The sequence below is a fragment of the Arenibacter sp. P308M17 genome (genome assembly GCF_003426735.1).
Taxonomy (GTDB): domain Bacteria; phylum Bacteroidota; class Bacteroidia; order Flavobacteriales; family Flavobacteriaceae; genus Arenibacter.
On sequence record NZ_QVON01000001.1, the window covers coordinates 393,657 to 419,671 of the forward strand.

A 26,015-nucleotide genomic window follows, 5' to 3' on the forward strand; every position below is an offset into this window, starting at 1 on the left:
GTCATAATCTATTTTCAAAAATTGCCATAAATAAAAACCAACGAAACCAAATAAATTGGAATGAAAGGATTGGATACACTGGATTGGCTGGTAATCGGCGCCTATTTTGTGATATTGCTCGGGGTGGCCTGGTGGGTAATAAAACAAAAACAAAAGAATACGGAAGATTATTTTTTGGCAGGAAGGAACATTGGATGGTTTATGGTAGGGGCCTCCATTTTTGCCTCCAACATTGGATCCGAACATGTGGTGGGATTGGCCGGTAACGGTGCAGGGGATAAAATGCCCCTATTGATTTATGAGCTCCATGCCTGGATAGTTTTGATGTTGGGTTGGGTATTTCTGCCTTTCTATGCCAGGAGCGGCGTTTTTACCATGCCGGAGTTTTTGGAAAGGCGCTTCGATGCCCGCTCTAGATGGGTACTTTCCATTGTTTCTATAATTGCCTATATCCTTACCAAAGTTTCTGTGACCATATATGCCGGTGGGGTAGTGGTATCTGCCCTTTTGGGAATCCCTTTTTGGATAGGTGCGGTGGCAACGGTGGCGCTTACCGGACTCTACACTATTTTAGGGGGAATGCGGGCGGTGGTCTATACAGAGACCATTCAGGCCATTGTATTGGTACTTGGGGCCGGAATATTAAGCTTTATGGGGCTTGAAGCAGTTGGGGGTTGGGGAGCGCTGAAGGAAACCATAGGAGTGGATTATTTTAATATGTGGCGGCCCAATTCGGACCCCGACTATCCCTGGTTGCCATTATTCCTGACCAGTACCATTGTAGGCATTTGGTATTGGTGTACCGATCAGGTAATTGTACAACGGGTGCTTACTGCCAAAAGTATCAAGGAAGGTAGGCGTGGAAGCATTTTTGGGGCCCTTCTAAAATTGATGCCCGTTTTTCTTTTTCTAATTCCGGGGGTTGTGGCCTTGGGGCTTAAACTACAGGGCAAATTGGAATGGAACAGTCCGGACGAAGCATTTCCGGTGCTAATGAGCAACCTTTTGCCATCCGGTCTACGTGGATTGGTGGCGGCAGGATTATTGGCTGCGCTGATGAGTTCCTTGGCTTCCGTATTCAATTCCTGTTCCACTTTGTTTACCCTGGATATTTACAAAAAGCTGAAGCCCGAAAAACCTGAGGAGGAATTGGTGAAAACGGGGAGGACCGCCACTTTTTTTGTGGTAGGTCTCGGCCTGTTGTGGATACCGGTTATAACAAGACTTTCGGACGGACTATATGAATACCTACAGAATGTACAGGCCTATATTTCCCCTCCCATCACGGCAGTATTTCTTTTGGGAATTTTTTATAAGCGTATTAATGCCAACGGGGCCATAGCTACTTTGGTGGGTGGACTCATCATTGGGTTTTCCAAACTGACCTTGGAAATTATGAAGTCCAGTTTTTCCGAGGGTAGTTTTCTTTTTAACCTCGCCGACGTGAACTGGTTGGTATTTGCAGCCTATTTCTTTGCCCTGTGTGTGGCCATTGCGGTGATAGTGAGTATGTTTTATCCTGCCCCTTCGGCCGCACAACTGTCCGGACTGACTTTCGGAACGGTTACGATAGAACAGAAAGCGGACAACAAGCAGAGCTATACCGGTTGGGATATAACGGCTTCGGTATTGGTGGTGCTGATTGTGCTGTATATTATGTTTTCTTTTAGTACGCTTTCACTTTAGGGATTACCGGAACCCTTTTAGGTTTGTGTTCAGAAAGGCATTACCCCAGTTTTTCCCTAAAAAAATCGATGGTCCGTCCCCAGGCCAATTCGGCGGCTTCCCGGTCATATCTCGGTGTAGTATCATTGTGAAACCCGTGGTTTGTCTTAGGGTATATATAGGCCTCGTATTCCTTGCCATATTTCTTTAGGGCTTCTTCATAGGCCGGCCACCCTTCGTTGACGCGAGTATCCAGTTCGCCAAAATGGAGCAGTAAAGGAGCATTTATCTTATTAATATCCTCTGTTGGCTGTCCCCCGTAGAAAGGAACGGAAGCTCCTAAATTGGGAACCTTTACCGCCATCATATTGGAAATCCAGCCACCAAAACAGAATCCTACTACACCTACTTGACCGGAGCACTCTGGATGGGCTTTTAAATACGCAAAGGCAGCGATAAAATCCTCCAACATTTCATCCCTATTTCGTTTGCTTTGCAGTGCCCGGCCCTCATCGTCATTGCCGGGATAACCGCCCAGCGGTGTCAATGCATCCGGAGCCAAAGAGAGGAATCCCGCTAGGCCTGCCCTACGTCCTACATCTTCTATGTGCGGATTCAATCCACGGTTTTCGTGTACTACGATTATCCCTGGAAGTTTTACCTTGGCATCGGCCGGTCTGGAAAGCAGGCCCTTGATGGAGCCACCCCCTTTGGGAGAATCGTAATGGATATATTCCGATTTTAATTTTGGATCACCTGGCCTTATCTGAATTTTTTTTACATAATCAGGGGAAATAAAGCTAAGAAGTGAAGCTACCGTTAACCCGCCGACCGCATAGGTGGATAATTTATCCATAAACAACCTTCTGCTTACCCTATTGTGGGCATAGTCGTCATATAGATCAAATACCTCTTGTTTAATATCTTCTTTTTTCAATGTTTTCATGGGCATTAATTTATGGTTGAACAAGCTTTGCCACGGTTCTTCCGATTCAAAGTATACACTTATCATATTCAATATCGGACGAATAGGGCGAGACTCCTATGAAAGGAATTTTCAGAACTCCATTGCTTTTAATAAATGTATTCGCAGCAAAATGAAACCTTGAAATAAGGTGACTTATAAAAGTATGAAATTAGTTTTAATTTTTAAAGATATTTTGCCATAAGCCATAAGCCATAAGCTCTTAGCTATAAGTCATGAGAAATAGGCAATGGACAGTGAAATCCGATTTTTTTTGCCAACTGCCAACTGCCAACTGCTTACCGCTTACTGCCAACATATCATTCAGTCCTTGCCATGAAATTTTTTTGCTTTCCAAAAACCCCTGCCTATACAGGCAGTCAGGCCTGCCGATACCGTCCTTTAGGGATGTAAATTCATTGCACTTTAGTTTGGTTTTGAGCTTCCAGAGTAAAGGAATACATGATATTTATCAATATCACTTCTTAATATAAATGAATTTCGGGCTATCAATTTTAATTTTGTCTATATTTGGTATCCGGTTTACTGGTAAACAGGACCGTAAAAGCTTTCCCCAAAAATAAGTGCATTGTGCATTGGCCGATGTTGGGACGCCAACAATAGGTTTCACCATATAATAACTTTTAATTTGCCTGGACGATTGCTTTTTAAATTTGTCAAATATTACCTTCCAATACTTATTATGAGCATTTTGGCGGTATTATGGGTATATGAAAAGGGGCATGAAAAGCCAATTTCCTTACAGCAAGAAGCACTCCCCAATACAAGGCAACTTATCGTAGAACTTCTAAAACCCACGATGGACAATCTCAATTATTGGGAGCAGTACCCTATTGCCAAGAGCGATTTTTATCCACAGAAGATTGCCCATTTTGACCATGTAATTGTGGGTTTGGTTATTGGTATGGACAGTGATTACCCATTTGGAACAATTGATTTATCAGGAAAAACGGTACATGACAAAAACCGATTAGAGCATAAAAAATGCGTCATTGCGAACACAGTGAAGCAATCTGCCCAATGGGCGACAGATCGCTTCGTACCTCGCGATGACGAAAAACTATTTTTGTCATTTTCTAAAATCAGTAAAGGGAACCACACATAAAGGATTATTTGACAATTATGAATGACTTAAGCTTTTTTTTAATCGATGATGATGATATTTTTCGTTTCATAGTAAAGAATACTATAGATGAAATAAATCCGGAAATGAAGATTAAGTTTTTTTCCGATGGGGAACAGGGAATCGATTTCCTAAAACAAAATCTGGGCGCTGCAACCAATCTTCCGGATATTATCCTATTGGATGTAAATATGCCTTTTATGGACGGGTGGGAGTTTTTAAATGAATATAGATCCCTTCAAACGGAATTAAAAAAGGAAATTAATATTTACCTGTTAACATCTTCAAAAAATCCCAATGATGTAGATATGGCCAAAAAAATTAGTGAACTTTCGGGTTATTTGGTAAAGCCGATATCCAAAGAGGGAATAAAAAACCTAATTGGTCATTTTCCCACAAACGGGTGGTATCAAAATAAATTTTAGGTGTTGATTTTTTAGATTATTTGTTCAAGATCCTTCTTCCAAAGCTAGTGAACGTTTAAATTACCCGTAGGTATAGGCCTGATTGGACATTAGCTTTGGAAGAGGCATCTTTGATTAGAATTATCAGGTAAAGCTGTAATATATTATACAGGTTGACAGGATATATAGGAGCTTGTTGACCCCTCTCTAGACTGTTTAGAGTACTGCCATTCCGGCGGAAGATTTACATGTAATTGACCAGTTTCTGAATGTACCTGTTCATTTTCTATATCCCAAGGTAGCGCTTATGAAACCCTATTGATTAGACCCATTAAGGGTTTTGCTTAAAAGACGAACACCTTATTCTCTTATTATTTCTTAATCGGTACCCTTAGATCAATACTTTTCTGATTTCTGAAGACGGTCAGGTTTAAACTTCCTTTCCAGTTGTGTGCCTGAATAATTTGTCTTAAATCCAATATTTCATTGATCTCCCTTTCTTCACCGCCTATGATGACATCCCCCACCTGAAGTTCGGATAGGGCCATAATACTGTTCGGCTCAATGGCCAAAATCAAAATACCTGCCGTTTTGTTAAGCCCTGAAGCAGATCTTTCCGCTAAAGTCTCGATATTTTTGAGGTTCCCACCCAGCCAATCCATAGTTACTGCTTTCGATCCCTCGGCATCGGAAGTCAACAATAAATCTGGAATTTCAGGCGTTTTTGCCAATGCCTTAAGTGCCGGTTTCTTTACCCCAAAACTGTCCATTGGAAAATTGGTGAAACCAATGGCCATGGCCGGAGAATTTTGTTCTACACGGAAATCCCCATTTTCCGGATCCAAAAACTTTGGATATCCATAAATACTATGGGTATCAATGCCATTTTCTTGGGATTTTAAGAGCGATTCCTGATCTGTAAAGAAATTATAATCCACTTCCTTTCCCCAAGCCTGAAGCCTAATGTCCTTATGGTCTGTCATTACAATATTTTTGCGGAAAACATCACCACTGTTCTTAAACCAGACATGGGGATGAAAACCATTGTTGATCATGATATTGTTCTCGACCGTTCTGAAAAACCCTTCCCTTAATTTTATTCCCCCATTTAGGCATAGGTTGTTGTATATCTTATAATTGGTAGAACCATCATCCAGATCTATATCCCAACCATGATCGCACCTAAATCGGTTATTTCTTATAATAGTGGTATGAATGGCGTCCCAAAGGGGCATATTGGGGTTTTCCAGGGTCATTTTATCCATTATGGTCCTGTCGGGATGCCAAAACCGGTCCCTTCCCCAAGAATTGAAGGACCCGTGATCACCGGATTCCAGGACCGTGCTAAAAACATCATTATATTCAATAATATGACCGCCCCAGGTACCCTCGCTCACATTTATACCCGCACGTGGAACCTCATAGATGCTATTATTGCTAACAGTAATATCCATGGCCATTGAAATCTCTACTCCAGCGGTTTGTTTTTCCAATCTCCCGATCCTGTAAATTAAATTATTGTCCGCAATACATTCCCGTGGATAACTATTGTTTAAAGGACCTTTAATGGTATCCAACTTTGCCCGGTCCACAAATTCCCGATATTGAAAGGAAGGGGAACGTACCGCAGAGGGGCTTCCAACAAAACTTATGGCAGAGGCACCACAATCATGTATGTGGTTTCCAGTAATCAGGGCCCCTTTATTGAATTCACTTAAAAAAATGGCATTGCCCCCCAGATTCCTGAATTCACAATCCTTGATCGTTATGTTCTCTGTCCCTTCCATGAAAAGCGCCCCGCCCCTATATATCGTCCAATCGCTCCGAAGCAATTGCTCGTAGGGTTCCATGATGGTCCTTTTTGCATGTTCAAAACGGATGCCTTCTATTAAAACATCTTTTACTGGAACGTTATCATCTCCTTTGATATCCACTAAATGTTTTAAATGGGACCCTTCTACCAGATCCTTGTTTAAATCCACACCTTCTTGGGGCCAATAGTATAGCATATCGGAATTTTTATCCATATACCATTCCCCGGGGCTATCCAGTTCTTCAAAAACATTTTCTACCATTCTATATTTTTCATGTATTCCTGCAGAGGTCCTATTATTTTGATGGCCACCTTCCAAAATGGCCTGTCCATTTTCGTCGATCCCCGAAATTACAAAATGGAAGCCTCCCCATTCCCCCGCATGCATGGCATGTAGAATAGCGCCAATGGGTTGAGACCACCCTTTTATACGTTCAGGGTCAATGGCATCGGAAGCATGACCTTGCCAATGCCCCCCATTTTCATCATAATTGGGATAGCGGGCCAAAACCTGCTTTTTGCCATCAACAAACAATTGATCAAAGTTGGTATTGTCCGGAATTTTGGATACCCAAATATGATCCGAATGCCTTTTCCAATCCAGTTCCAATTTTTTGGAGCCCTTAAATGTAACCTTGTCCGCACCTTGTCCAATTATTTGAAGGTTGTTCAGCAAGGGGGTAAGGAGGAGGGTGGAATCCAAATAATATTCCCCTTGTGACACATGGATGGTTATGGGATTCATTTTATCTTTTGAACGAATGTCCTTTGCCTCTTCCAGGGCCTCGTCAATATTATCAAAAATGGGCCCTGCAACGTCTTCATGCCCTTTGCCAACATATAGGTCAATAGTGTTTTCATTGGATTTACAATTTATAAATAGGACGATCAAAAGTATTATGGACGGCCATTTTATGCGGTAATTGGATATAAGGTATGTTAACATCGGTAATGGTTTTATTTTTGGTTCAATACTAATTTTATCGGGCAATTTGTTGTTGTTCGGTCACTATTTTTGTAATACTAATGTAAGGGATAAATAGATTATCCAAATAAATTTATTGGGCTTGCTCCTTTATGTTCCGTTTTACCTCTTTCATAATTTCTAAGGCTTCCTTGCCTACGGTGCCATCTTGATAAATACCTAAATTGATAGTCACCGCCCCCTTATTTTTATTACATTCTTTGATATAGTTGGTCAGTGTTTTTGAATCAAACCTAGGCTTTGGCATTTCGGAAGTTTGCTGCACCCAGTAAGGTTCCATGATGAGCAATGCCTGATAGGGTAAGTCGGGCACTGGGCCATCCTTCATAAACCCGTCTGTTGGAATTTCAATTGGGCTTGCTACCTCTCCTGCCCAATAGTCCTGCCAAGGGGTAACAGAGGGATATATCCAGGAATTTAGACAGATAATCCTGTTTTTATTTCCTAATTTGGAGGCTCTATCGAATTCTTCAAAGGGTACCTCGGGAAACTCCTCGAAGATCTGGTACCAACTATCAAACCAATATCCTGCTATTTTATTCCCGTATCTATTTCCGATTTCACTTAGCATCTCCTTAAAATTGAGAACAAAGTCTTGCTTCTCCATAGCTGTAGGCTCTCCCTTTACGTTTAGTTTAAAGGCTAGCGGGCCATTGATATAGGCTATTAACCGTACTCCCTTTTTGTTCAATGCATCGGCGATCTCCAAAATTAAATCCCTTTTTGTTGTTTTACCGGGGTGACGTTTATCCCAGCTTTTGATTGGGGCAGGACAGTATGATTCTGCATGCCCTATGGTAAATATTACATAACCGGCACCCGTTTCTTCTACCATTTGGGCAAACTTTTCCACATCAAACTGGTTAACGGCATCTTCATAACTTTTAATGCTGCCATCTGGCTGAACACTTTCGGATGTCCAGTGGAACATTAGTCCGTAATTACTTTTGATAAGCCAATCAACGCTTTCCCTGGACTGTACTGCACGTAATTCTTCTTTCTTGATTTTTCTTTTTGCGGAAATGGGCAAAAGCTCTATGGACCGAATGTGCATTAGGGATTCCTTTTTGGTAATTCCCTGGGTGGAAAGAGAGACGACTTGCCTACCTTTCTTCAATGAAATTTTGGAAGAAATTGGGATACGCTCAAAATTTCTTCCCCCGATATAGGGTCCGGTTGTTGGTTTTAATACGAATTTGTGAATGCCCTCATTGGACGTAAATGAAATTTCTACATTTTCCCCTGCTTTTGGTACATTGGCGATCAGGAAAAGTTCATAGCTTTCATCGTCAGGGACGTTAATGTCCCATGTTAATTCGGAATTTCCCTTCCATGCCATATTTTCTCCTCCCTGCATTGCCAGTTCGCCTTTGGCCGTCAATGCCTTTGAACAGTATAGAAAAGTACTTTCATCGCTTTGGAGATGAACGGGTACGGGGTACGGGTTTGCAATATGCGGTGTGTGAACACCGATAAAATTGTTTGAAAATATATGTATTGGAGCTAAAATCAAAATAAGGAAAATAGCAAATGCCCTAAGACTGATATTTTTTTTCATCTTATATTATTTGATAATTGTAAAGAAAGATTGCTAGGGGAAGGTTTAAAATAGATCTACCCTATTTTCTTTAATAAAACCAATTTGAACATACCTTCAGGGCATGTTGGTTTACTTGGTGCCATGTTGTTTTTATGGATGAAAGGGAGTGGGAAAATAGGCTTTTCCCACCCTCGTTCAAAAACTAACTCAAACAACTATTTTTATCCTCCGTATGGCGCATTGTCGGGAATATCATTATTTAAAATCTCAAAATCCGGCAAGATCCAAACTTGGTTGTACGGGCCAATAGGCACGGTAAGTTCATCACCTCTGGCCATTTGGACCTTATTGAAGGTATTGGTTCTTTTTAGATCGAACCATGCCTGTCCCTCGGCATAAAGCTCCCATTTTCTCTCATTGAGTACGGCTTCCCTAAATTCATCCTGGGTTAGATCGGCAAGATCCGGCACATGGGTAGGATCATTTTTGTCCACTCTTGCCCGCCACCTTATTTTATTAATATAAGGATAGGCAGCATCCGGACCGTTCATCTCATTTTCCGCTTCTGCTGCTATAAGGAACATTTCTGCCAGTCTAATTAAAGGAAAAGTATAGAAACTCTGTGCGGACGATGGCGTTGCCTTTATTTCCAATTGGCCTTCATCTATAAACTTGTTGAAATAGGATCTGGTTATAAATTCGGTTCCGTCCGTGGTCACGTAATTATCCTGAATCCCCCATTCAGACCTGTTGTCACCTGTTGCAAAGCTATTGATAAACGGCTGTGACGGCAACAGAAGGGCACTTTGATTTCCTGTGGGAGCCGTTAAAGTATGCATACCATTATTGCTGGTACCTTCCAAATAGAGAATTTCCCAAATCGATTCCGAAGTATAGCTTGTATTTTTAAAAACATCGGCAAAGTTGTCCGCCAAAGTATAGGGGCCAGCAATGACCTCATTGGCCTTGGTCAGGGCCAATGTATAATTGGCCGTAATGTTCATTGGGTTTCCTGCCGATGTAAGATATACCCTTGCCAATAGCGCCTTGGCCACAAAGCTATTAGCTCTTCCCTCTTGGGGGGAAGTAGTTGGCAGGCCTGCTTCGGCATCCAATAAATCCTGAATGATCAGGTCGTAAATGTCGCTCTGGGGAGACCTATCTATCTGTACATCATTTACACCTGCCACTGGGGCCGTTCTTAGCGGTACATCGCCGTAGAGCTGTACCAGTTGAAAGTAGGCATAGGCTCTTAACAACTTGGTTTCCGCAGCAAACATCGTTTTTTCCGCCTCTGTCAATACCGTTGTTGTTTCCAAAGCCAGCAAAATCTGATTGGCATTGCTTATAACGGAATACGGTACAGACCAGGCATAACGGATGGACCAAAAGGAATTTCCCGGGCTGTTTCGCCACATATCCGTTCCCTGCTCCGCAGATTCGGGCTGGTCATAAAAGTCGCCGAACAATTCCTTTACTTCAAATTGTCTTCCTCCGACCATTTCATGGGACAAACCATAGGCTCCTTTTACTGCAGCCTCAAAATCATTGGTATTCTTGAAAAAATTATCCGGTGATATAAAGGTCCTTGTATCTTCTTCCAATATATCTTCACAGGAAAGGATACAAAAAAAGCCGAACAATATCATGCTATAGTTTAATATTCTTGATTTCATCTTTTAGTTTTTTATGTGTTAAAAATCGATCATTACCCCTACGGTTACGGACTTGGTAGAGGGGTACACGCCCCGGTCCCATCCATTTACCGGTGCAGATTCCCATTGGGCCTCTGGATCGTAATGTGAGTAGTTTGTTATTGTAATCAAGTTTTGACCGCTTACGTACAATTTGAATCGCTCCAGACCAATTTTATCAATTACGGACTTTGGAAGATAGTAGCCCAATTTTATATCACGGAACTTTATATAAGAGCCATCTTCTACCCACAGGGAAGTTGGTGGGGCAAAAGTTATCGTATTAATGGCATTGGAGGATGCCTTGGCGTAAGTACCCCCGGATCCGGGACCGGTCCACCTGTTATCCCAGGCTTCTTGTGTAACATTCCAATCCCCTGTTATCGCCGTATAATATTTATTAAATTCGTTTACAATATCATTACCTACGGAGCCTACCATTAAAATGGTCAGATCGAAATTTTTATACGAAAATTCGTTGTTAAAGCCGAAAGTGAAATCTGGTTGTAAATTGCTTAATATTGTCTGATCGTCATTGTTTACGATTCCGTTGCCATTGGTATCCTTAAACCTGTAATCACCAGCGGTTTTGTTGGGCTCCCCGTTTTGATCGGCTTCCGCATCGGTTTCATAAATACCCTCTATTTCAAAACCGTACAATTGCTGCCCTGGTTCGCCCAAAAACAGTGGAAACCAATTGCCACCACCACCAGGGGCATCAATACGTTCAATTTTGTTTCCAAGTCCATCGTTGCCCAAACTGACCACTTTATTGCGGTTGAAGTTCATGTTAAGGCTGGTCGTCCAATTAAAATTTCCTACAAAATTTTTGGTGGCCAGTTCAAATTCAAACCCTTTGTTCTCGATTTCCCCTACATTACGTACCGAAGAAGTAAAGCCGGATGAGGTTGGGAGAATCGCGTTGAATAATAGGTCTTCAGTATTTTTTGTATAGTAATCGGCTATCAGATTGATCCGATTGTTGAACAGCCCCAGATCTACCCCGATATTACTGGCTGTCGTCGTTTCCCATTTAAGGTCCGGATTTTCAAATGCACTTAACACAAAACCTACATTTTGAGTGCCATCAAAAACAGGCGATGTGTTAGTTAAGCGTGCCAAGGTTTGGTAAGATCCTATGGCCTGATTTCCGGACTTTCCATAACTAAGCCTCAATTTTAGGTCGTTAATATTCTTGGAATCTGCCAAAAATTCTTCATTTGAAATTTTCCACGCCAGAGCAGCGGAAGGGAAGAACGCATATTTATTGTTCTTACCAAATTTTGAGGAACCATCATACCTTGCCGTCAAGGTCATCAAATATCGATCATCAAAGGTATAATTGGCCCTGCTTAAATAGGAAATCAAGGTGGCATCACTAAATCCAGTACTTGGTGTTCCGCGATTTGCCGCCGATTGGAGGTTGTTGTTTCCAAAAGCGTCCGTTAAAAAACCGGTGCCACTGGCCGATAGGGAATTGGACTTGTCCTTTTGATAGGTCATCCCCGCCAATGCCCCAATGCTATGCTTCCCGAGCTCTTTTGAAAAGTTCAGGATATTTTCATTGACAAGGCTAAAGCTATTATCAGTAGATTTTGAAGCCTGGCCATCCGATGGGCCTGAACTTATTATACCAATGGGCCTATAGGTATTCGTGGTTCCTGTCAAGGCTGTAAGGCCCACATTGGTATTAAAACTTAGCCCATCCAAGATTTTATAGTTCAGATCGATACCTCCAATAATCCGGGTATTCAATCTTTGGAACATATCTTCATTGGCAAACGCCACGGGGTTGGTACCACCCCAAGGCACTCCTGAAAATACAGAATAACTTCCGTCACTTTCACGGATTGGGTCGGTAGGCGGCATAACAAGTGAGGTAAAGGGAATTGCCCCATAGCCATCTGCCGCTGCATCATTGGCCTGATTGTATTCTGACCAAGTAATCGCCAAATTGTTTTGTAGGGAAAGTCGATCGTTTATCTTTAGATCGCCGTTGATCCTTACACTATAGCGTTTAAACCCGGAATTGGTAATAATACCTTCTTGGTTCAAATAATTGAAGGAGGTATAATATTTTGCAACATCATTACCCCCGGAAACCGATACCTGATGATTTTGCATCGAAGCCGTTCTATAGACCATATCCTGCCAATCATTATTGGGCAGATTGGCTATTTCTCCGGCATTGAAAACAGGAGCATCCCCTTCGGCCGCGGCTATACTATTGGCCATCTCTACATAAGTGTCACGATCCAACAGATCTATTTTATTTCGAAGTGTTTGAAACCCCTGGTACCCGTGATATGACACCTTCGCCTTACCTTCTGCACCTCTTTTGGTGGTTATCAGGATAACGCCATTGGCTCCCCTTGCCCCATAAATGGCAGTGGAGGAAGCGTCTTTCAATATTTCCATGGACTTGATGTCTTCCGGGTTGATGTCGGAACCAAAATCATTCAAAGGAAAACCATCTACCACGTATAGTGGATTGTTGCCGCCACTTATGGAATTATTTCCCCGTACCCTAATAACCACCCCCTGACCTGGTTGTCCGGAAGCCTGATTAACGCTGACACCTGCCGCACGGCCCTGCAATGCACTTGATACGCTGGTTACTGGAACTTGTGCAATTTCTTCGGAGGTTACTGAAGAAACGGAGCCGGTAAGATCGGATTTTTTTACAGTTCCATAGCCTACTACGACAACCTCCTCTAGGCCAGCAGCACTTTCCACCAGGCTTACCGTAATATTGGTTTGGCCATTAATGGAGATCTCTTTGGTGGCATATCCAATATATGAAACCGTTAAAATGGCATTTTCATCTACCACGGAAATAGAAAAATTCCCATCAAAATCCGCCTGGGTTCCATTGGTGGTTCCCTTTTCCAGGATATTGGCACCTGGCATGGGAGTGCCACTTTGATCGGTTATTGTTCCAGTAACCGAGAATTGTAGTTCCTTTTCCGGGTTTAATCCAATGTTCGGGGATTCTATTATAGGTGTCTTCGGTTTTTCCCTCTTTAGGATGATCTGTCTATCGATAATTTTAAAGGAAATGTCGGTACCTCTGAATAAATCGGTCAATATGTTATCGATCCGTTCCTTGTGGACATGTACGGAAACAAGCCTTTCCGTATCAATCACATCTTGGTTGCCCAAAAACTTAAACTCACTTTTAGCTTCAATTTCATTAAATACGGTCATAAAACTTACTGCTTCCAAGTCCAATGTAATTTTGGTATTTTGGGAGTAGGTACTGGCCTCAATTCTAAAAAGGGCTAATATTAGAAAAAGAGTGGTCAACTTCATTTTTAAACTGATATTGGGAAATAATAGATATACTATCCCCAAACGAATAATATTTTTATTCATATTTTTGTATACGTTTTTGTGGTTATTAAATTAATCACCTTTTACTATCGGGATATGTTAGAGCATATTCCGATTTTTTTATTTTAAGGTGGAACTAAAGTGGAATTCCAATCATAGGCATCTGGTTTTATGGTTCGTTAATAATTATTTCATCCCCTAGCCTGGTATAAGAGAAGGGAATACTACTCTGAAAATAGGTCATTACCTGCTCGATGGTTTCGGTATCGAATTTTGCAAAAAATTGTTGACTGTCCAATAGGCCATAATTATTGGTAATGGAAACATCGTAATGTCTCTCCAACACCTTAATAATTTCTGGAAACGGTCTTATTTTGAATATAATCTGCCCATTGATCCAAGAGGTATATTCAGTTACATCGGTCTTTGCGATCTGCATATTATTTATAGATTTGTCCCAAGAGGCGATCTGCCCGGGTATCAATACATATTTTTTCTCATCTTTCTTTGCACTATCCGTTGTATTTAACTCAACCGAACCTTCTACCAATACCGTATTTACGGAATTGTCGTTTGCATATGAGCTAACATTGAACCTTGTTCCCAATACGCGGATGTCAATATTATCCGTATTGACTATAAAGGAGGACGTTTTACTTTTAGATACCTCAAAAAAGGCCTCACCTTCCAAAAAGACCTTTCTGTCCTTATTTTTTAAAAATTTGACGGGATATTTTAGTCGGGTACCGGAATTAATATGAACTATAGAGCTATCGGATAGGATTAATTTCATTCTTTTTCCATAAGGCACTACCAGTTCATTATAGATAAGTACTTCATCTGGCTGTTGGTCCCTGTTTTCGGAAACAACATTTTTATAATCCAACTGGGTCCCGTTTTGCCTACCAATTGTTTTACCGTTCTTATCTACAATTTTCACACTGCCATCTTCTTTTATGACCTGGGTGTTTCCATTTTCCTGTATTATGGTAATTGAATTTTCATCAACAAGTATTTCCTTGTCATTTTTTGTTGTCCAATGCACCATGTAGCCCAAGCCCATAAGTCCAATGAAAATGGCTGCGGCTTTATACCACCTGGCATAAGATCGCTTATTGGAAATGGTCTTACCTTCGATCCTTTTCAACAACATTGAATATTCAGTTTCCAAATCAACCTCCTGTAAACCCAAGTTGATATAATAGTGGTTTTCTAAAATGGCTTTAAATTTGTCCTGGTTTTTTTTCTTTGCCAACCAAACCTTAAGTCTTTCCATTTCTACACCGTTGATGGAGTCACTTAAATATTTATCTATTATTTCTTTCAATTTATCTTTCTATTAATTAACAATAGGTTAAATTTCGATATTCAGAATGTAAACGAACAGAAAATGGGAAACCCTTAAAAAAATCTAAAATATTTTTCATATTTGTATTTTGTCATAGACCACAAATTAATAATCACCTTCTTTGGGAAGGCCATTTGAAATTATATGCAGCAGAGGAAGGACCATGAAAGGGAACAGAAGTTTAAATTAGTGTACGAGCAGCTTTTTGGCCCTGTCCTGGCATATACCAAAACATTGACCAATAACCACGACCAAGCCAAAGACATCGTCCAAAATTGCTTTATTGCTTTATGGCAAAAACGTCCGGATCTAATAGAGAGTAAGTCCCTCAAAAGCTTTTTATACACCACGGCCTACAATTCCTTTATAGATCTATACCGAAAAGATCAGAGAAAAAATCAAATTCTGGATGAGCTTAAATACAGTATGGCCAAGGAAAATTTGAGCGAGGTAGAAAGTAACGAGGATAGTAAAATAAAAAAATTGAAAAAGGTGATCGACCAATTGCCACCCAAATGCAGGGAAATAATACTTCTAAATAAAAAGGATGGCCTAAAATACAAGGAAATAGCAGTTTTAAAGAACATTTCTGAGAAAACGGTAGAAAGTCAGATGCGTATTGCCTTTGCCAAGATAAGGGAGGCATTTGATAACAATGATTCATTCTTATTTTTACTTTTCAGCTAAAAGGGTCCGTTTCCCCACTTAGGTTTGACCTGGATTTTTGTGGTAAGTACGTCCCAGATCTTTTGATGCCCAAGAAACATATGTACACATTCTTCCTAAGGAATTCTGGTACTGCCATTTTTTAAATCAGCCACACTTAACCTATAGAATTTCCCGAGATTTTAACTCGGGTGTAGCCTTATAATAAGTCACCATGCAGGGCATTGGATTATTTTGTCTTAATATCTTGGTTCTAGTGTCTTGTCAAGCCTAAACCTATGGGTAACTTAAAGTGTCTCTTGAGCCGCTCCTACGTTGCAAAAATCCTTACGTACCTACGGCTATGCTCGTTTTTGCGCCTTGGCTCAACTCAAGACCCATCATTCCTTACCCGTCATTTAAATGTTGACTAGACACTAGTAGCGCAGAGGTCTTGTTTCTGAGGCCTCGTACACGCTGTGTCGAGATAGTTAATTTGTACTAAAATTTCAATATTTATTATTTATTCGATATACAGGTATAAAAAGTATCGTTATTTGAATTAATATTGGTTGTGCACCTTCAATAATAAATGAAATTTTGTAGACGAATATATTTTTTAACGATTTACGCAAACGATTTCGTAAAAAATCCAATTGATAAAAAAATCTATGAAAACGGCGATAATGTATATCCAAAAACTAAGTGAAGTGGGGATGGAAGATTTACCAAGGGTTGGCGGCAAGAATGCCTCCCTCGGGGAAATGATCCAAAATTTAACGGCCCAGAATATAAAGGTCCCCAATGGTTTTGCCATTACCGTAGATGCCTTTGATGTCTTTATTGATGAAAACCATTTGAAGGAAAAAATCAATGCCGCTTTGGAAGGCCTGGATACTACGGACATTATCCAGCTTCGAAAAACGGGTTCCCACATTCGGAAACTGATATCCAACGGTAAATTTCCAGTTTCTCTGGAGAAGTCGATTTTAGAATCCTATTACGCCCTTTCTGCAGAATATGATCAGGAAGCTACGGATATTGCGGTACGTTCCTCCGCTACGGCAGAAGATCTGCCAGACGCTTCCTTTGCAGGGCAACAGTCCACCTATTTGAACATCCGTGGGGGAGAAATGTTGTTGACGGCCATAAGAAGTTGTTTTGCCTCTTTGTATACAGACCGTGCCATTTCCTATCGTTCTTCCCGGGGTTACGATCACTTTACCATCAAATTATCGGTCTGTGTGCAAAAAATGGTACGTTCGGATCTGGGTTCCTCCGGGGTAGCTTTTTCCCTGGATACCGAAAGTGGGTTCAAGGATGTAGTGTTGATCAATGGTGCCTATGGCCTGGGAGAACTGGTAGTAGGTGGGGAAATTTCCCCGGACGAATTTATGGTGTTCAAGCCTACCCTAAAAAAAGGATTTGATGCCATAATTGATAAAAAACTAGGCAAGAAAACCCACAAAATGGTTTATGGAAACAAACCTTTTGAAACCGTTAAACAGGTTCCTGTAGATCAAAAGATTCAGGATACCTTTTGCCTAAAGGATTCCCAAATTATACAATTGGCACAATGGGTACAGAAGATAGAGAACTACTACAGTTCACAACGAGGGTCCTGGTGCCCCATGGATGTAGAATGGGCCATAGATGGGCTCACCAATGAACTCTACATTGTTCAGGCAAGGCCGGAGACCATCCACTCCCAGGAACAAGCCGATAGTATTAAAGAGTATGAAATTGAGGATGAGGAACATCTCGTGGACAAGCTTATTCTAGAAGGGGTTGCGGTAGGGGATAAGATAGGCAATGGCAAGGTGCATAGAATCTTTTCTTTGGACGGCAGGGATGGCAGTGCTGATGAGACCGATTTTAAGGAAGGCGATGTTTTAGTTACCGAAATGACCGATCCCGATTGGGAACCATTAATGAAAAAAGCCTCGGCCATTATTACCGAAAAAGGAGGTAGAACTTGTCATGCCGCCATTGTGGCCCGTGAAATAGGTGTCCCGGCAATTGTAGGTGCGGCCTCTGCTACTACCTTGCTCCAAAACGGGCAGGAAATTACGGTTTCCTGTGCCGAGGGCAATGTTGGCAAAGTATATCAAGGAAAAATAAACTATAGTCTCCACGAGACCGCATATACCGAATTCCCAAAGACCAAAACACCGGTACTTATGAATATTGGCTCTCCGGAACTGGCCTTCCAATACAGAAAAATCCCCAATGCAGGAGTTGGTCTTGCAAGGGAAGAATTTATAATCAACAATTACATAAAGGTACATCCCCTGGCCTTGTTGAAGCACAGGGAACTTAACGATCCGGCCCTTTCCATCTCCATTGCGGAATTGATCAAGGGCTATGCCTCCGAAGAAGCCTTTTTTATAAATAAGTTAGCACAGGGAATCGCAAAAATTGGTGCTGCCTTTTACCCCAATAGGGTGATTACCAGATTGTCCGATTTTAAGACCAATGAATATTACAACCTCTTGGGCGGGAACCATTTTGAACCCAAAGAGGAAAATCCCATGATCGGATGGCGCGGAGCATCCCGTTACTATTCCGAGGCCTTCAAGGAGGCTTTCATTATGGAATGCAAAGCACTAAAAATGGTACGCGATCAATTTGGCCTGGAAAATATCACTATCATGATCCCCTTTTGCAGAACCCCGCAGGAACTGGCCAAAGTGTTGCGGATTATGGAGGAAAACGGACTTAAGAGAGGCGAGCGTAGTCTGGAGATATATCTAATGGCAGAATTGCCCTCCAATGTAATCTTGGCCCATGAGTTTGCACCTATGATAGATGGGTTTTCCATAGGTTCCAACGACCTTACCCAATTGGTGCTGGGACTGGATAGGGATTCCAGTCTGGTAGCCCACCTCTACGACGAACGCAATTGTGCCGTAAAAAGTATGATCAGAATGCTGATCGCAACGGCCAAGAAACATAAGACCAAGGTGGGGATCTGTGGACAAGGCCCTTCGGATTTTCCGGATTTTTCCCAATTCCTGATAGAAGAGGGAATCGATACTATTTCTGTAACCCCGGACTCCATGCTAAAGACATTAAAAGTTATTCATGCTATAGAAAATTAAGTTATGGGCAATACTATTGAGGACATCCTGTACAATGCGCACAAACACAACAAAAGGGAAGAACTATTGGCTTATTTGGAAAACATCCGATTAAAGAACCCAAATAGGGAATTGACAGATTTATACCAAATTGCCTATGAACGTATAATGAATTCCTAATGGTTTGGGGATTATGTCCTTATACAATTTATAGGGGCATATCTGGGGTGTCAATGGCGGAAACTGTATGTATTAACATTGCTAATTGCCAAGCGCTTATTACTTTGGCTAATGGCTTACTCCCCATTTATCACCCACTCCCTGCCAAGGAATTCCCATCCGTTCCAAAAAACCCACCTGAAGATAGTCGGGCAGGCCTGCCTTTGCTGTTCCTTTAGATTTATCCCCCTTAAAAGATGTAAGCTTACTGGACACCATCTGTAAAAATATTTTACACCATTTGAGGAATGTTTTTACTTGATATTACATAACTAATTTGTTTTCAGTACATTATGTTTGTGGCACGCTATTCGAGATTAATAGGATAAGGATTTTCATCAATCATTTAAAACAAACAAATCATGAGAAAAATTAGTTTAACATTAGTGGCTGCAATGCTGCTTTTTACAGGAAGTGTATTTGGGAACGGTTCGGACAAAGGCGATCCATCCAAGGAGTTAAGAAAACAGGTAAAGGAACTCTTGGGAGACTATCGTTCTGAGTCCAATAGGAATTTGGTTGCAGGTATTTTATTTATAATCAACCGCGATAATGAGATAGTGGTGCTATCCGTTGAAACAAACAATTCCAATTTCAAGGAATATATTAAAACTCGTTTGAATTATAAAGAGGCTAAAACCGAAGAAAATGTTGGGGACAAAAGATTTGTCATACAGGTAAGGGTCTTGCGCTGGTAATTACAAATTTGTTAAAAAAGTTTACGAGGGCAACACCGTTATATGGGAGGGTGTAAATTGATAGGCTCAATTCCATACGTATCAAATTTTATACTTCTTCTCGGATAGGTTGCATTACTGTTTTAGTACCCTGCACCACTATTAATTTTATTTTTCCCGAAGCTTTGGAATCAAGGATATATAACAAAAGTCCTTTTATGAATACACCTACACCCAGCATTTCCAGAAACTCTTCTATGGAGTAATAGAGAACCAATGTAGCATCGTGTCCGTACAGTGAATTGTGTCGGCCACCAAGCATTTCCATACCCACTGCACCTCCCATAAAAAGAAGGAATGCAAGAATAAAATGATACAACGCCTTTACGGGTAGTTTTAATAAAAATGGAATGTAATAAAGGCCAAGTAACGACACCGCCAAAAAGTAAGGTACAATCCAAGCATAGTAAAAAACTCCCGTAAGATTGAATTGACTGCGTATCGGTCCCATTATTTTTTCATGCAATGAAATATTCTCATCAATAGCCAGAAATAAAAAAACCATCCCTAAAAGCGACCAATATCCAAACCGTACCCATTTACCGTTTTCAATATAATGAATTAAAAAAAGGATCAAGGCACATGCCAAAAGGGTAATAGTGGAATACAGTGAAGGAAGGTTTACCTCAGTGTTTACATCAAAGAGCCTAAAAAAAACCTTTGAAAAAAATGTTTCCGAATGGAACTTCAGATAATTGGCTATCAAACTGGCAACAGATAACAATCCGATGATAAAAAATAAAAAGTAGAAGACCTTTTCGGGGATAATAGCAATTTTCATTTGTTTAAAATTTATTTTCAGCGGTCACCTGGAATCTTACATAGGAAATAATGAACTTTTTATAAGTCGTTTGTGACATGCTCCATTTCATTTTCAGTATTATTGAAATACCGATTTCTGTAGTACCATCAATATAACATACCATATATATATGGCTTTACGAAATAATTCAGGGATAAAAACCAGCGTGGGGCCATTTTAATTTAAGGAGCAACCCTCTTGATTCTTGTTCTACCTGAACCAAAAGGGCACTACTACTCCACTACAAACTGGTAATCATTCTAAATATTAATCGTCCAAAAGGTCTATATAGTCCTTCATGCGATCCTTAATTTGATTTGCCACGGATCTATTGCCATCGTCGTCATTGGGGCTTATTTCAATAAGACCATCTCCGTTCGCATCTTGTGCCGTGCTGAAGTCGATCCCGTTCAATATTCCCGTCAGGTCAAAGTTGATGGTGATATCATTGTTGTTCTCTGTAATAATGATGTCGTTGTTGTCGTCTTCAAAATCGATCTCCACATCTTCGTCAAAATCATGCCAGAATTCAAAGGGTAAACCATCAATAGTTCCTTTTATCAGCACCGTTTTATTAAAAAGCATGCTGGACGAGTTTTTGTTCCTTGCAAACTCAAACTCCAGTTCTTCATACCGTGTTTGGGGCAGATCTACAAAGGCAAAGGTAACTTCCTTACCGAGCAAATCCAATTCAAAGGGCCCCCTTAGTTCAATATCATCGTCAGAACCGTAATATTTGTCATCGCCATCCCAATCGTCGTCATCATCATCATCATCCCTATCGTTGTCATCGTCCCTATCGTCGTCGTCGTCATCATCCCTATCGTCGTCGTCCCTATCTTCATAAAAATCGTCATCAAACTCCAGTTCTACCTCTCTAATGTTTACCAAAAAATCAGAAATTTCCAGGTTTTCATTCAAAATTTTAAGGGAAAGGCCTTTTCCTGCAACGGAATTATACGTGCTCCTCGCTTTTAAATTTACTGCTGCAACTTCGGTAATCTGGGAAGGATCGGCCATGTCCCCTTCACCGTCTTTGGAGCAAGATGTCAAGAAGATAGCACAACCAAGGGCAATAGTGAATAGTAATTTAAAACTTTTAGTTCTCATGATTATAAATTTTATGTGTTATACCAATAGAACAGCCTATAATTATTTTACCCAACCCCCTTGGCCATATTTTATTTTTCTATTTTTAGCCTAAAATTGCTAACCGATATAATTCTATAGATCTTAGGTCTAGGTTTCTTTATGGAAAAGAACAATAAATCCGTATGCGATCGTAAACACTTCAATACCCTTTTTGATATGCACGCGGAATCCCTTCGTAATTTTATGTATTACCGCTGCGGAGACCTATATCAGGCAGAAGATCTAACCCAAGATGCTTTCATTAAGCTTTGGGACCATTGTAAAAAAGTGCTGTACGAGAAGGCAAAAGGGTTTTTATATGCCGTAGCCAAAAACAAGTTTTTTAATGAAGTGGCCCATAAGAAAGTTGTTTTAGAGTACACCAAATTACCCCAACAGCAGGTGGATGTTGAGTCTCCGGAATATCAAATGGAGGGGAATGAATTTATGGAGCGGTTGGAACGAGCCATAAACCAATTGCCGGAAGGTCAACGCGAGGTTTTTTTATTGAACAGGGTAGATAAAAAAACGTACGCAGAAATAGCCGCTATGTTAGCCGTTTCACAAACTGCCGTAGAAAAAAAGATGCAAAAGGCATTGATAAAAATGCGGAAAATTGTTAAAAACATATAATGGGGGATGGGTAAAAAGCCATGTCACTTGTTTACCATAAAAGACAAAGCAGATGCTTGAAGAACGCGATGATACCATTTTGGCCCGATGGCTTTCCGGAGAACTTAGTCCGGAAGAAAGGCAGGCGTTTGAAAATTCCGAAAGTTATAAGGATTACCTGAGCATTATAAATGGAGTAGACCGGTTTATAAAACCGTCCTTCGATAAGGAAGGATTGCGTTCCAAACTCTTTTTGGAATTGGATGCTCCCAAAAAGGGTAAAATTGTCAGGTTAAAATCTTGGTACTATGTCGCCGCAGCCAGTATTGTTATTTTACTTTCTTTAGGTTTGTTTTTTAATGAGGTACAATATATTTCGGCAGTTGGTGAACAGAAAACGGTGGTCTTGCCCGATGGCTCTACTGTGCGACTAAACGCAGATTCGCATTTAAAAAGAGCCCGCTTCTTTTGGTCCAACCATAAAAAACTAAGCTTGGTGAAAGGCGAAGGATTTTTTGAAGTGAAAAAAGGAGATGGTTTTGAAGTACATACAACATTGGGGAAAGTACAGGTGTTGGGCACCAAGTTCAATGTAAAAAACCGAGAGGATTATTTTGAAGTGGCCTGTTATCAAGGAAAAGTACAATTTGAAGAAGCCGAATCAAAAACTAAAACAATCCTTGTCCAAGGTCAGAAAGTAATAAAGACAGCGAGTGGTTTTGATCAGGAAACCATTACAAATCTCCAGCCCACATGGCTTGAGGGGGAAAGCATCTTTACCAATACCCCCCTGCACCTTGTTTTAAGGGAATTGGAAATTCAATACGGAGTTACTTTTGAAATGAACGGGGTAGATATCAACGATAAATTTACGGGCGGCTTTGTCCACGATAATTTGGACACGGCCTTGACTACTGTTTTAGTCCCCATGGGAATTCAATATACGCTAGGGAAAGACAACAAAACAGTTTTGCTAACAACAGAATAACTAGCCTTCATGAGAAAATTGCTTTGTTTTTTTGGATTGCTTATGCTGCCCCATTTACAAGCGCAGGATCGTATTGGATTACAGCATGTTAAAAGTCCGTTGCGGTTGGTATTACAAGATATTGAGTCCAAAACCGATGTTATTTTCTCGTTTAGCGAAGAGGTGATAAAAAACCTTTCTGTCACCATTGATAAGACCAATATTTCTTTGTCGGAGGCCATTGCCCTTATTTCCGAACAAACAGGGCTCATCCTTGAACGGGTATCGGACAAACAAATTATTTTGAGGAAAAAGTCGGACAGAATATCGGTTTGTGCTTATCTTATAGATGCCAGCAATGGGGAAAGCCTGCCCTTCGCCACGGTTTTGATAGAAAAAGAGGCATCAGGAACAACAACCAATGAGGAAGGCTATTTTAAACTGGAGGATCTACCTCCGGATGCTGTGCTAAGGTTGCAATACGTTGGTTTCTCGGACCTACTTATCACAGCTAGTACCTACGCGGACAATTCTTGCCAAAACATAATGCTACAGCCGGAGTCCCAGAACTTGGATGAGGTTGTCGTTCTCGGATACCTCACAAAAGGGGTGAACAAGAATGCGGATGGTTCCTTTACCATGGTGAGCGAGGATATGGGTCTATTTCCGGGTCTGGTAGAGCCCGATATTCTTGAAAGTCTTCAATTTGCCCCAGGGATTGGCAGTTTGGATGAATCCGCTTCGGGCATTCAGATCCGTGGCGGTTCTCCCGACCAAAACCTGATCCTTTTTGATGGAATAAGAATGTACAATACGGGCCATTTCTTTGGAATGATTTCGGCCTTTAATCCTTACGTAGTTGAAGCGGCCAAAATATTTAAGGGTGGTGCCAGTCCGGAATATGGGGATCGTATTTCGGGGGTTATCGATATTTCCAGCGGAGAAAAAATACCGAAAGAAGTCAGTGGCGGCTTTGGTGTTAACGGAACCCATGCCGATGCGTTTATGAGAGCGCCTGTAGGGGATAAGGTGGGGGTTATATTCTCTGCAAGACGATCCTATACCGATATGTTACAGACCCCCACCTTTGATGCCCTGTCCGAAAAGGTATTTCAAAATACCACCTTGGTAGCCAATGCCGAGGGCCAGCTTCAGGATGGGGAGGACGAGGAGGAAGATGGTGATGATGGCGGGGAGCTGTTTGGTAGGGAAAATTTCCTGTTTTACGACACCAATGCCAAAGTAATTATTGAACCGTCCGCTACAGATCGCATCACGGTAAGCGCCTTGTATACCAAAAATGAACTGGATTTTTCGGTACGGGACGATGAGGATATCATAGCAGATCGGTTTGATATTGAAAACAGGGGGGCAAGCTTCGGGTGGATGGGTGCTGCGGGGCCAAAATGGCATTACGGTCTTAAAGGATATTATTCCGGTTTTGATTCCCGTTACGAGAATATCACGTCGGAAGATGTGGAAATAGAAGAACGGACCTTAAGGCAAAATACGGTGGAGGATATGGGGGCCGACATTCATCTTTCCCATGATTTTTTACCACGACATAGTTTGTTGCTTGGCTATCAGTTCTCTAAAACCGATGTGTTTTTTCAGCTGTTCTATAATGATGACGATGATAATGATGATGAAGAAGATGAAGATGATTTTCAGAACCGTGATTATGATGTTACCAGGAGCGGGGTCAACTATTCCAATACCGTATATACAGAATACAATTATCGGTTTGCCAACAAGGGCTTTATTAGTTTAGGGGCCAGGGCCTCACATTATTCTGTTGTAAACGACTATTTTATTGAACCCAGGATAAATTTGGAACTTCCTATTTCCCCGTATTTCCGTCTAAAAGGAACCTTCGAAAAACGATTTCAACCTATTAGCCAGTTAGTGGAATTTGAGGATATACAGCTACGATTGGAAAATAACATTTGGACACTTTCAAATGGAACGGATATTCCTGTTTTGGAAAGCAGTCAGTACTCCGGAGGGTTATTGATGAATGCAGGGGGCTGGACGCTGGATGTTGATGGGTACCGAAAAAATATCACGGGCTTAACCTCTTTTACCAATGGATTTATAACGGCCCCTACCAATTTGACCAAAGGGGAAAGTTCCATATTTGGAGCCGATGTTCTGGTAAGAAAGAAATGGAACTTTTACCATATATGGATAGGATATACTTTTAATGAGGTGGAATATACTTTTCTAGAGCTTCAAAGTACCGCCTTTCCCGGAAACAATGATATTACCCATAACCTTAGGCTGGCCAATACCTATGACGATGCACACTGGCAGTTCTCATTGGGATGGAGCTATAGGACAGGCAGTCCGTTTACCACGGTCTCCGATTTTGACCCGAATACAAACCGTATCAATTATGGGGCTATAAACAGTGAACGTTTACCGGCCTATCACCGGCTGGATGCTTCGGCCCTCTATAAATTTAAGATTTCTTCAGGAGGATTTCGCGGCGAATTAGGTGCTTCCGTTAAGAATATTTATGCCAGAAGGGTTCCTATTTCCGTTTTTTATCGGTTGGACACCAACCTTAATACCGGCGATGTTGAACTCAACCAAATACAGCAGTTATCACAGGGACTTACCCCAAATGTTGTATTGCGATTTTATTTTTAGAAGAGGCTACGCCCTTGAATACTTTATGTCGCCAAGTGATTTGTGTATCCGGTTGCGTTATTTCACTGATTTAATACTCCTGTCACCATGTTTATGTATTAAAAAAGGACTAAAAGTGGCTCTAAGGGTTATCCAGCTCGTAGATATGTACGCTTCCTTTAGCAATTATTTTCAATCAGTTTTTCTAAGAATTTAATATGCACCACATTAGGCTTTCGGGGAACGGACAAGTGACTTATGGATAAATCTTGTAGTATGCACTTGGTCCTGTACCAAGAAT

At 41.1% G+C, this 26,015-nt stretch carries 19 protein-coding genes; 10 read left to right on the forward strand and 9 right to left on the reverse strand.

The features are described from left to right. Nucleotides 1-60 precede the first annotated feature (60 nt). Nucleotides 61-1,686: a sodium:solute symporter gene (locus tag D0S24_RS01635; RefSeq protein ID WP_117018115.1), complete on the forward strand. Its 1,626-nt coding sequence runs from the start codon at nucleotides 61-63 to the stop codon at nucleotides 1,684-1,686. Nucleotides 1,687-1,726: 40 nt separating this feature from the next. Here the strand turns inward: D0S24_RS01635 and D0S24_RS01640 are convergent, their stop codons facing one another. Then, complete coding sequence (locus D0S24_RS01640; protein WP_117018561.1) at nucleotides 1,727-2,611, reverse strand: dienelactone hydrolase family protein; 885 nt, start codon at nucleotides 2,609-2,611, stop codon at nucleotides 1,727-1,729. A 721-nt stretch (nucleotides 2,612-3,332) separates the two neighbouring features. On the opposite strand from D0S24_RS01640, the gene D0S24_RS01645 reads away from it, so the two are divergent. Together D0S24_RS01645 and D0S24_RS01650 are read left to right on the forward strand one after the other, a co-directional pair. Further along, the gene (locus tag D0S24_RS01645; protein WP_117018116.1) at nucleotides 3,333-3,755 is read left to right on the forward strand and encodes a hypothetical protein; all 423 of its coding nucleotides are present in this window, start codon (nucleotides 3,333-3,335) and stop codon (nucleotides 3,753-3,755) included. Between the two features lie 17 nt (nucleotides 3,756-3,772). Beyond that, nucleotides 3,773-4,198: a response regulator gene (locus tag D0S24_RS01650; protein ID WP_117018117.1), complete on the forward strand. Its 426-nt coding sequence runs from the start codon at nucleotides 3,773-3,775 to the stop codon at nucleotides 4,196-4,198. 350 nt (nucleotides 4,199-4,548) lie between these two features. Here the strand turns inward: D0S24_RS01650 and D0S24_RS01655 are convergent, their stop codons facing one another. The 5 genes from D0S24_RS01655 to D0S24_RS01675 all read right to left on the reverse strand — a co-directional run bounded on the left by D0S24_RS01655 (nucleotide 4,549) and on the right by D0S24_RS01675 (nucleotide 14,869). Then, the gene (locus tag D0S24_RS01655) at nucleotides 4,549-6,936 is read right to left on the reverse strand and encodes a PDZ domain-containing protein (protein WP_117018118.1); all 2,388 of its coding nucleotides are present in this window, start codon (nucleotides 6,934-6,936) and stop codon (nucleotides 4,549-4,551) included. 112 nt (nucleotides 6,937-7,048) lie between these two features. Then, a complete protein-coding gene (locus D0S24_RS01660) occupies nucleotides 7,049-8,533 on the reverse strand; it encodes an alpha-L-fucosidase (protein WP_117018119.1) in 1,485 nt (494 codons plus the stop codon). 203 nt (nucleotides 8,534-8,736) lie between these two features. Then, nucleotides 8,737-10,191, reverse strand: coding sequence for a RagB/SusD family nutrient uptake outer membrane protein (locus D0S24_RS01665; protein WP_117018120.1), 1,455 nt, complete (start codon nucleotides 10,189-10,191; stop codon nucleotides 8,737-8,739). Nucleotides 10,192-10,209: 18 nt separating this feature from the next. Next, complete coding sequence (locus D0S24_RS01670; RefSeq protein WP_117018121.1) at nucleotides 10,210-13,584, reverse strand: TonB-dependent receptor; 3,375 nt, start codon at nucleotides 13,582-13,584, stop codon at nucleotides 10,210-10,212. Between the two features lie 127 nt (nucleotides 13,585-13,711). Then, on the reverse strand, nucleotides 13,712-14,869 hold the full coding sequence (locus D0S24_RS01675) for a FecR family protein (RefSeq protein ID WP_117018122.1): 1,158 nt from the start codon (nucleotides 14,867-14,869) through the stop codon (nucleotides 13,712-13,714). Between the two features lie 165 nt (nucleotides 14,870-15,034). On the opposite strand from D0S24_RS01675, the gene D0S24_RS01680 reads away from it, so the two are divergent. From D0S24_RS01680 to D0S24_RS20990, 3 genes are all read left to right on the forward strand, one after another. Then, nucleotides 15,035-15,577 (forward strand): RNA polymerase sigma factor, encoded by a 543-nt coding sequence (locus tag D0S24_RS01680; RefSeq protein ID WP_117018123.1) that lies wholly within the window; start codon nucleotides 15,035-15,037, stop codon nucleotides 15,575-15,577. Nucleotides 15,578-16,206: 629 nt separating this feature from the next. Next, a complete protein-coding gene (ppsA, locus tag D0S24_RS01685) occupies nucleotides 16,207-18,636 on the forward strand; it encodes a phosphoenolpyruvate synthase (protein WP_117018124.1) in 2,430 nt (809 codons plus the stop codon). A 3-nt stretch (nucleotides 18,637-18,639) separates the two neighbouring features. Continuing rightward, nucleotides 18,640-18,795, forward strand: a complete 156-nt coding sequence (locus tag D0S24_RS20990) for a hypothetical protein (RefSeq protein WP_181938007.1) — start codon at nucleotides 18,640-18,642, stop codon at nucleotides 18,793-18,795. Nucleotides 18,796-18,903: 108 nt separating this feature from the next. Here the strand turns inward: D0S24_RS20990 and D0S24_RS20995 are convergent, their stop codons facing one another. Further along, nucleotides 18,904-19,053, reverse strand: coding sequence for a hypothetical protein (locus tag D0S24_RS20995; RefSeq protein WP_181938008.1), 150 nt, complete (start codon nucleotides 19,051-19,053; stop codon nucleotides 18,904-18,906). Nucleotides 19,054-19,196: 143 nt separating this feature from the next. Between D0S24_RS20995 and D0S24_RS01690 the strand changes: the two genes are divergently transcribed. Further along, entirely contained in the window at nucleotides 19,197-19,532 is a 336-nt protein-coding gene (locus tag D0S24_RS01690) for a hypothetical protein (protein ID WP_117018125.1), read from the forward strand. An 88-nt stretch (nucleotides 19,533-19,620) separates the two neighbouring features. Here D0S24_RS01690 and D0S24_RS01695 read toward each other — a convergent pair whose 3' ends face one another. Both D0S24_RS01695 and D0S24_RS21000 read right to left on the reverse strand, forming a co-directional pair. Next, on the reverse strand, nucleotides 19,621-20,352 hold the full coding sequence (locus tag D0S24_RS01695) for a hypothetical protein (RefSeq protein ID WP_117018126.1): 732 nt from the start codon (nucleotides 20,350-20,352) through the stop codon (nucleotides 19,621-19,623). Between the two features lie 288 nt (nucleotides 20,353-20,640). Continuing rightward, nucleotides 20,641-21,483: a hypothetical protein gene (locus tag D0S24_RS21000; protein WP_181938009.1), complete on the reverse strand. Its 843-nt coding sequence runs from the start codon at nucleotides 21,481-21,483 to the stop codon at nucleotides 20,641-20,643. A gap of 141 nt (nucleotides 21,484-21,624) precedes the next feature. Here D0S24_RS21000 and D0S24_RS01715 point away from each other — a divergent pair, with 141 nt between their 5' ends. The 3 genes from D0S24_RS01715 to D0S24_RS01725 are packed head-to-tail and all read left to right on the forward strand — an operon-like array spanning nucleotide 21,625 to nucleotide 25,735. Continuing rightward, nucleotides 21,625-22,137, forward strand: a complete 513-nt coding sequence (locus D0S24_RS01715) for an RNA polymerase sigma factor (RefSeq protein ID WP_117018129.1) — start codon at nucleotides 21,625-21,627, stop codon at nucleotides 22,135-22,137. Between the two features lie 52 nt (nucleotides 22,138-22,189). Continuing rightward, nucleotides 22,190-23,104 carry a FecR family protein gene (locus tag D0S24_RS01720; protein WP_117018130.1) on the forward strand — a complete coding sequence of 305 codons (915 nt, stop codon included), beginning with the start codon at nucleotides 22,190-22,192 and terminating at the stop codon, nucleotides 23,102-23,104. Nucleotides 23,105-23,113: 9 nt separating this feature from the next. Continuing rightward, nucleotides 23,114-25,735 (forward strand): TonB-dependent receptor, encoded by a 2,622-nt coding sequence (locus D0S24_RS01725; RefSeq protein ID WP_117018131.1) that lies wholly within the window; start codon nucleotides 23,114-23,116, stop codon nucleotides 25,733-25,735. Nucleotides 25,736-26,015: the final 280 nt, after the last annotated feature.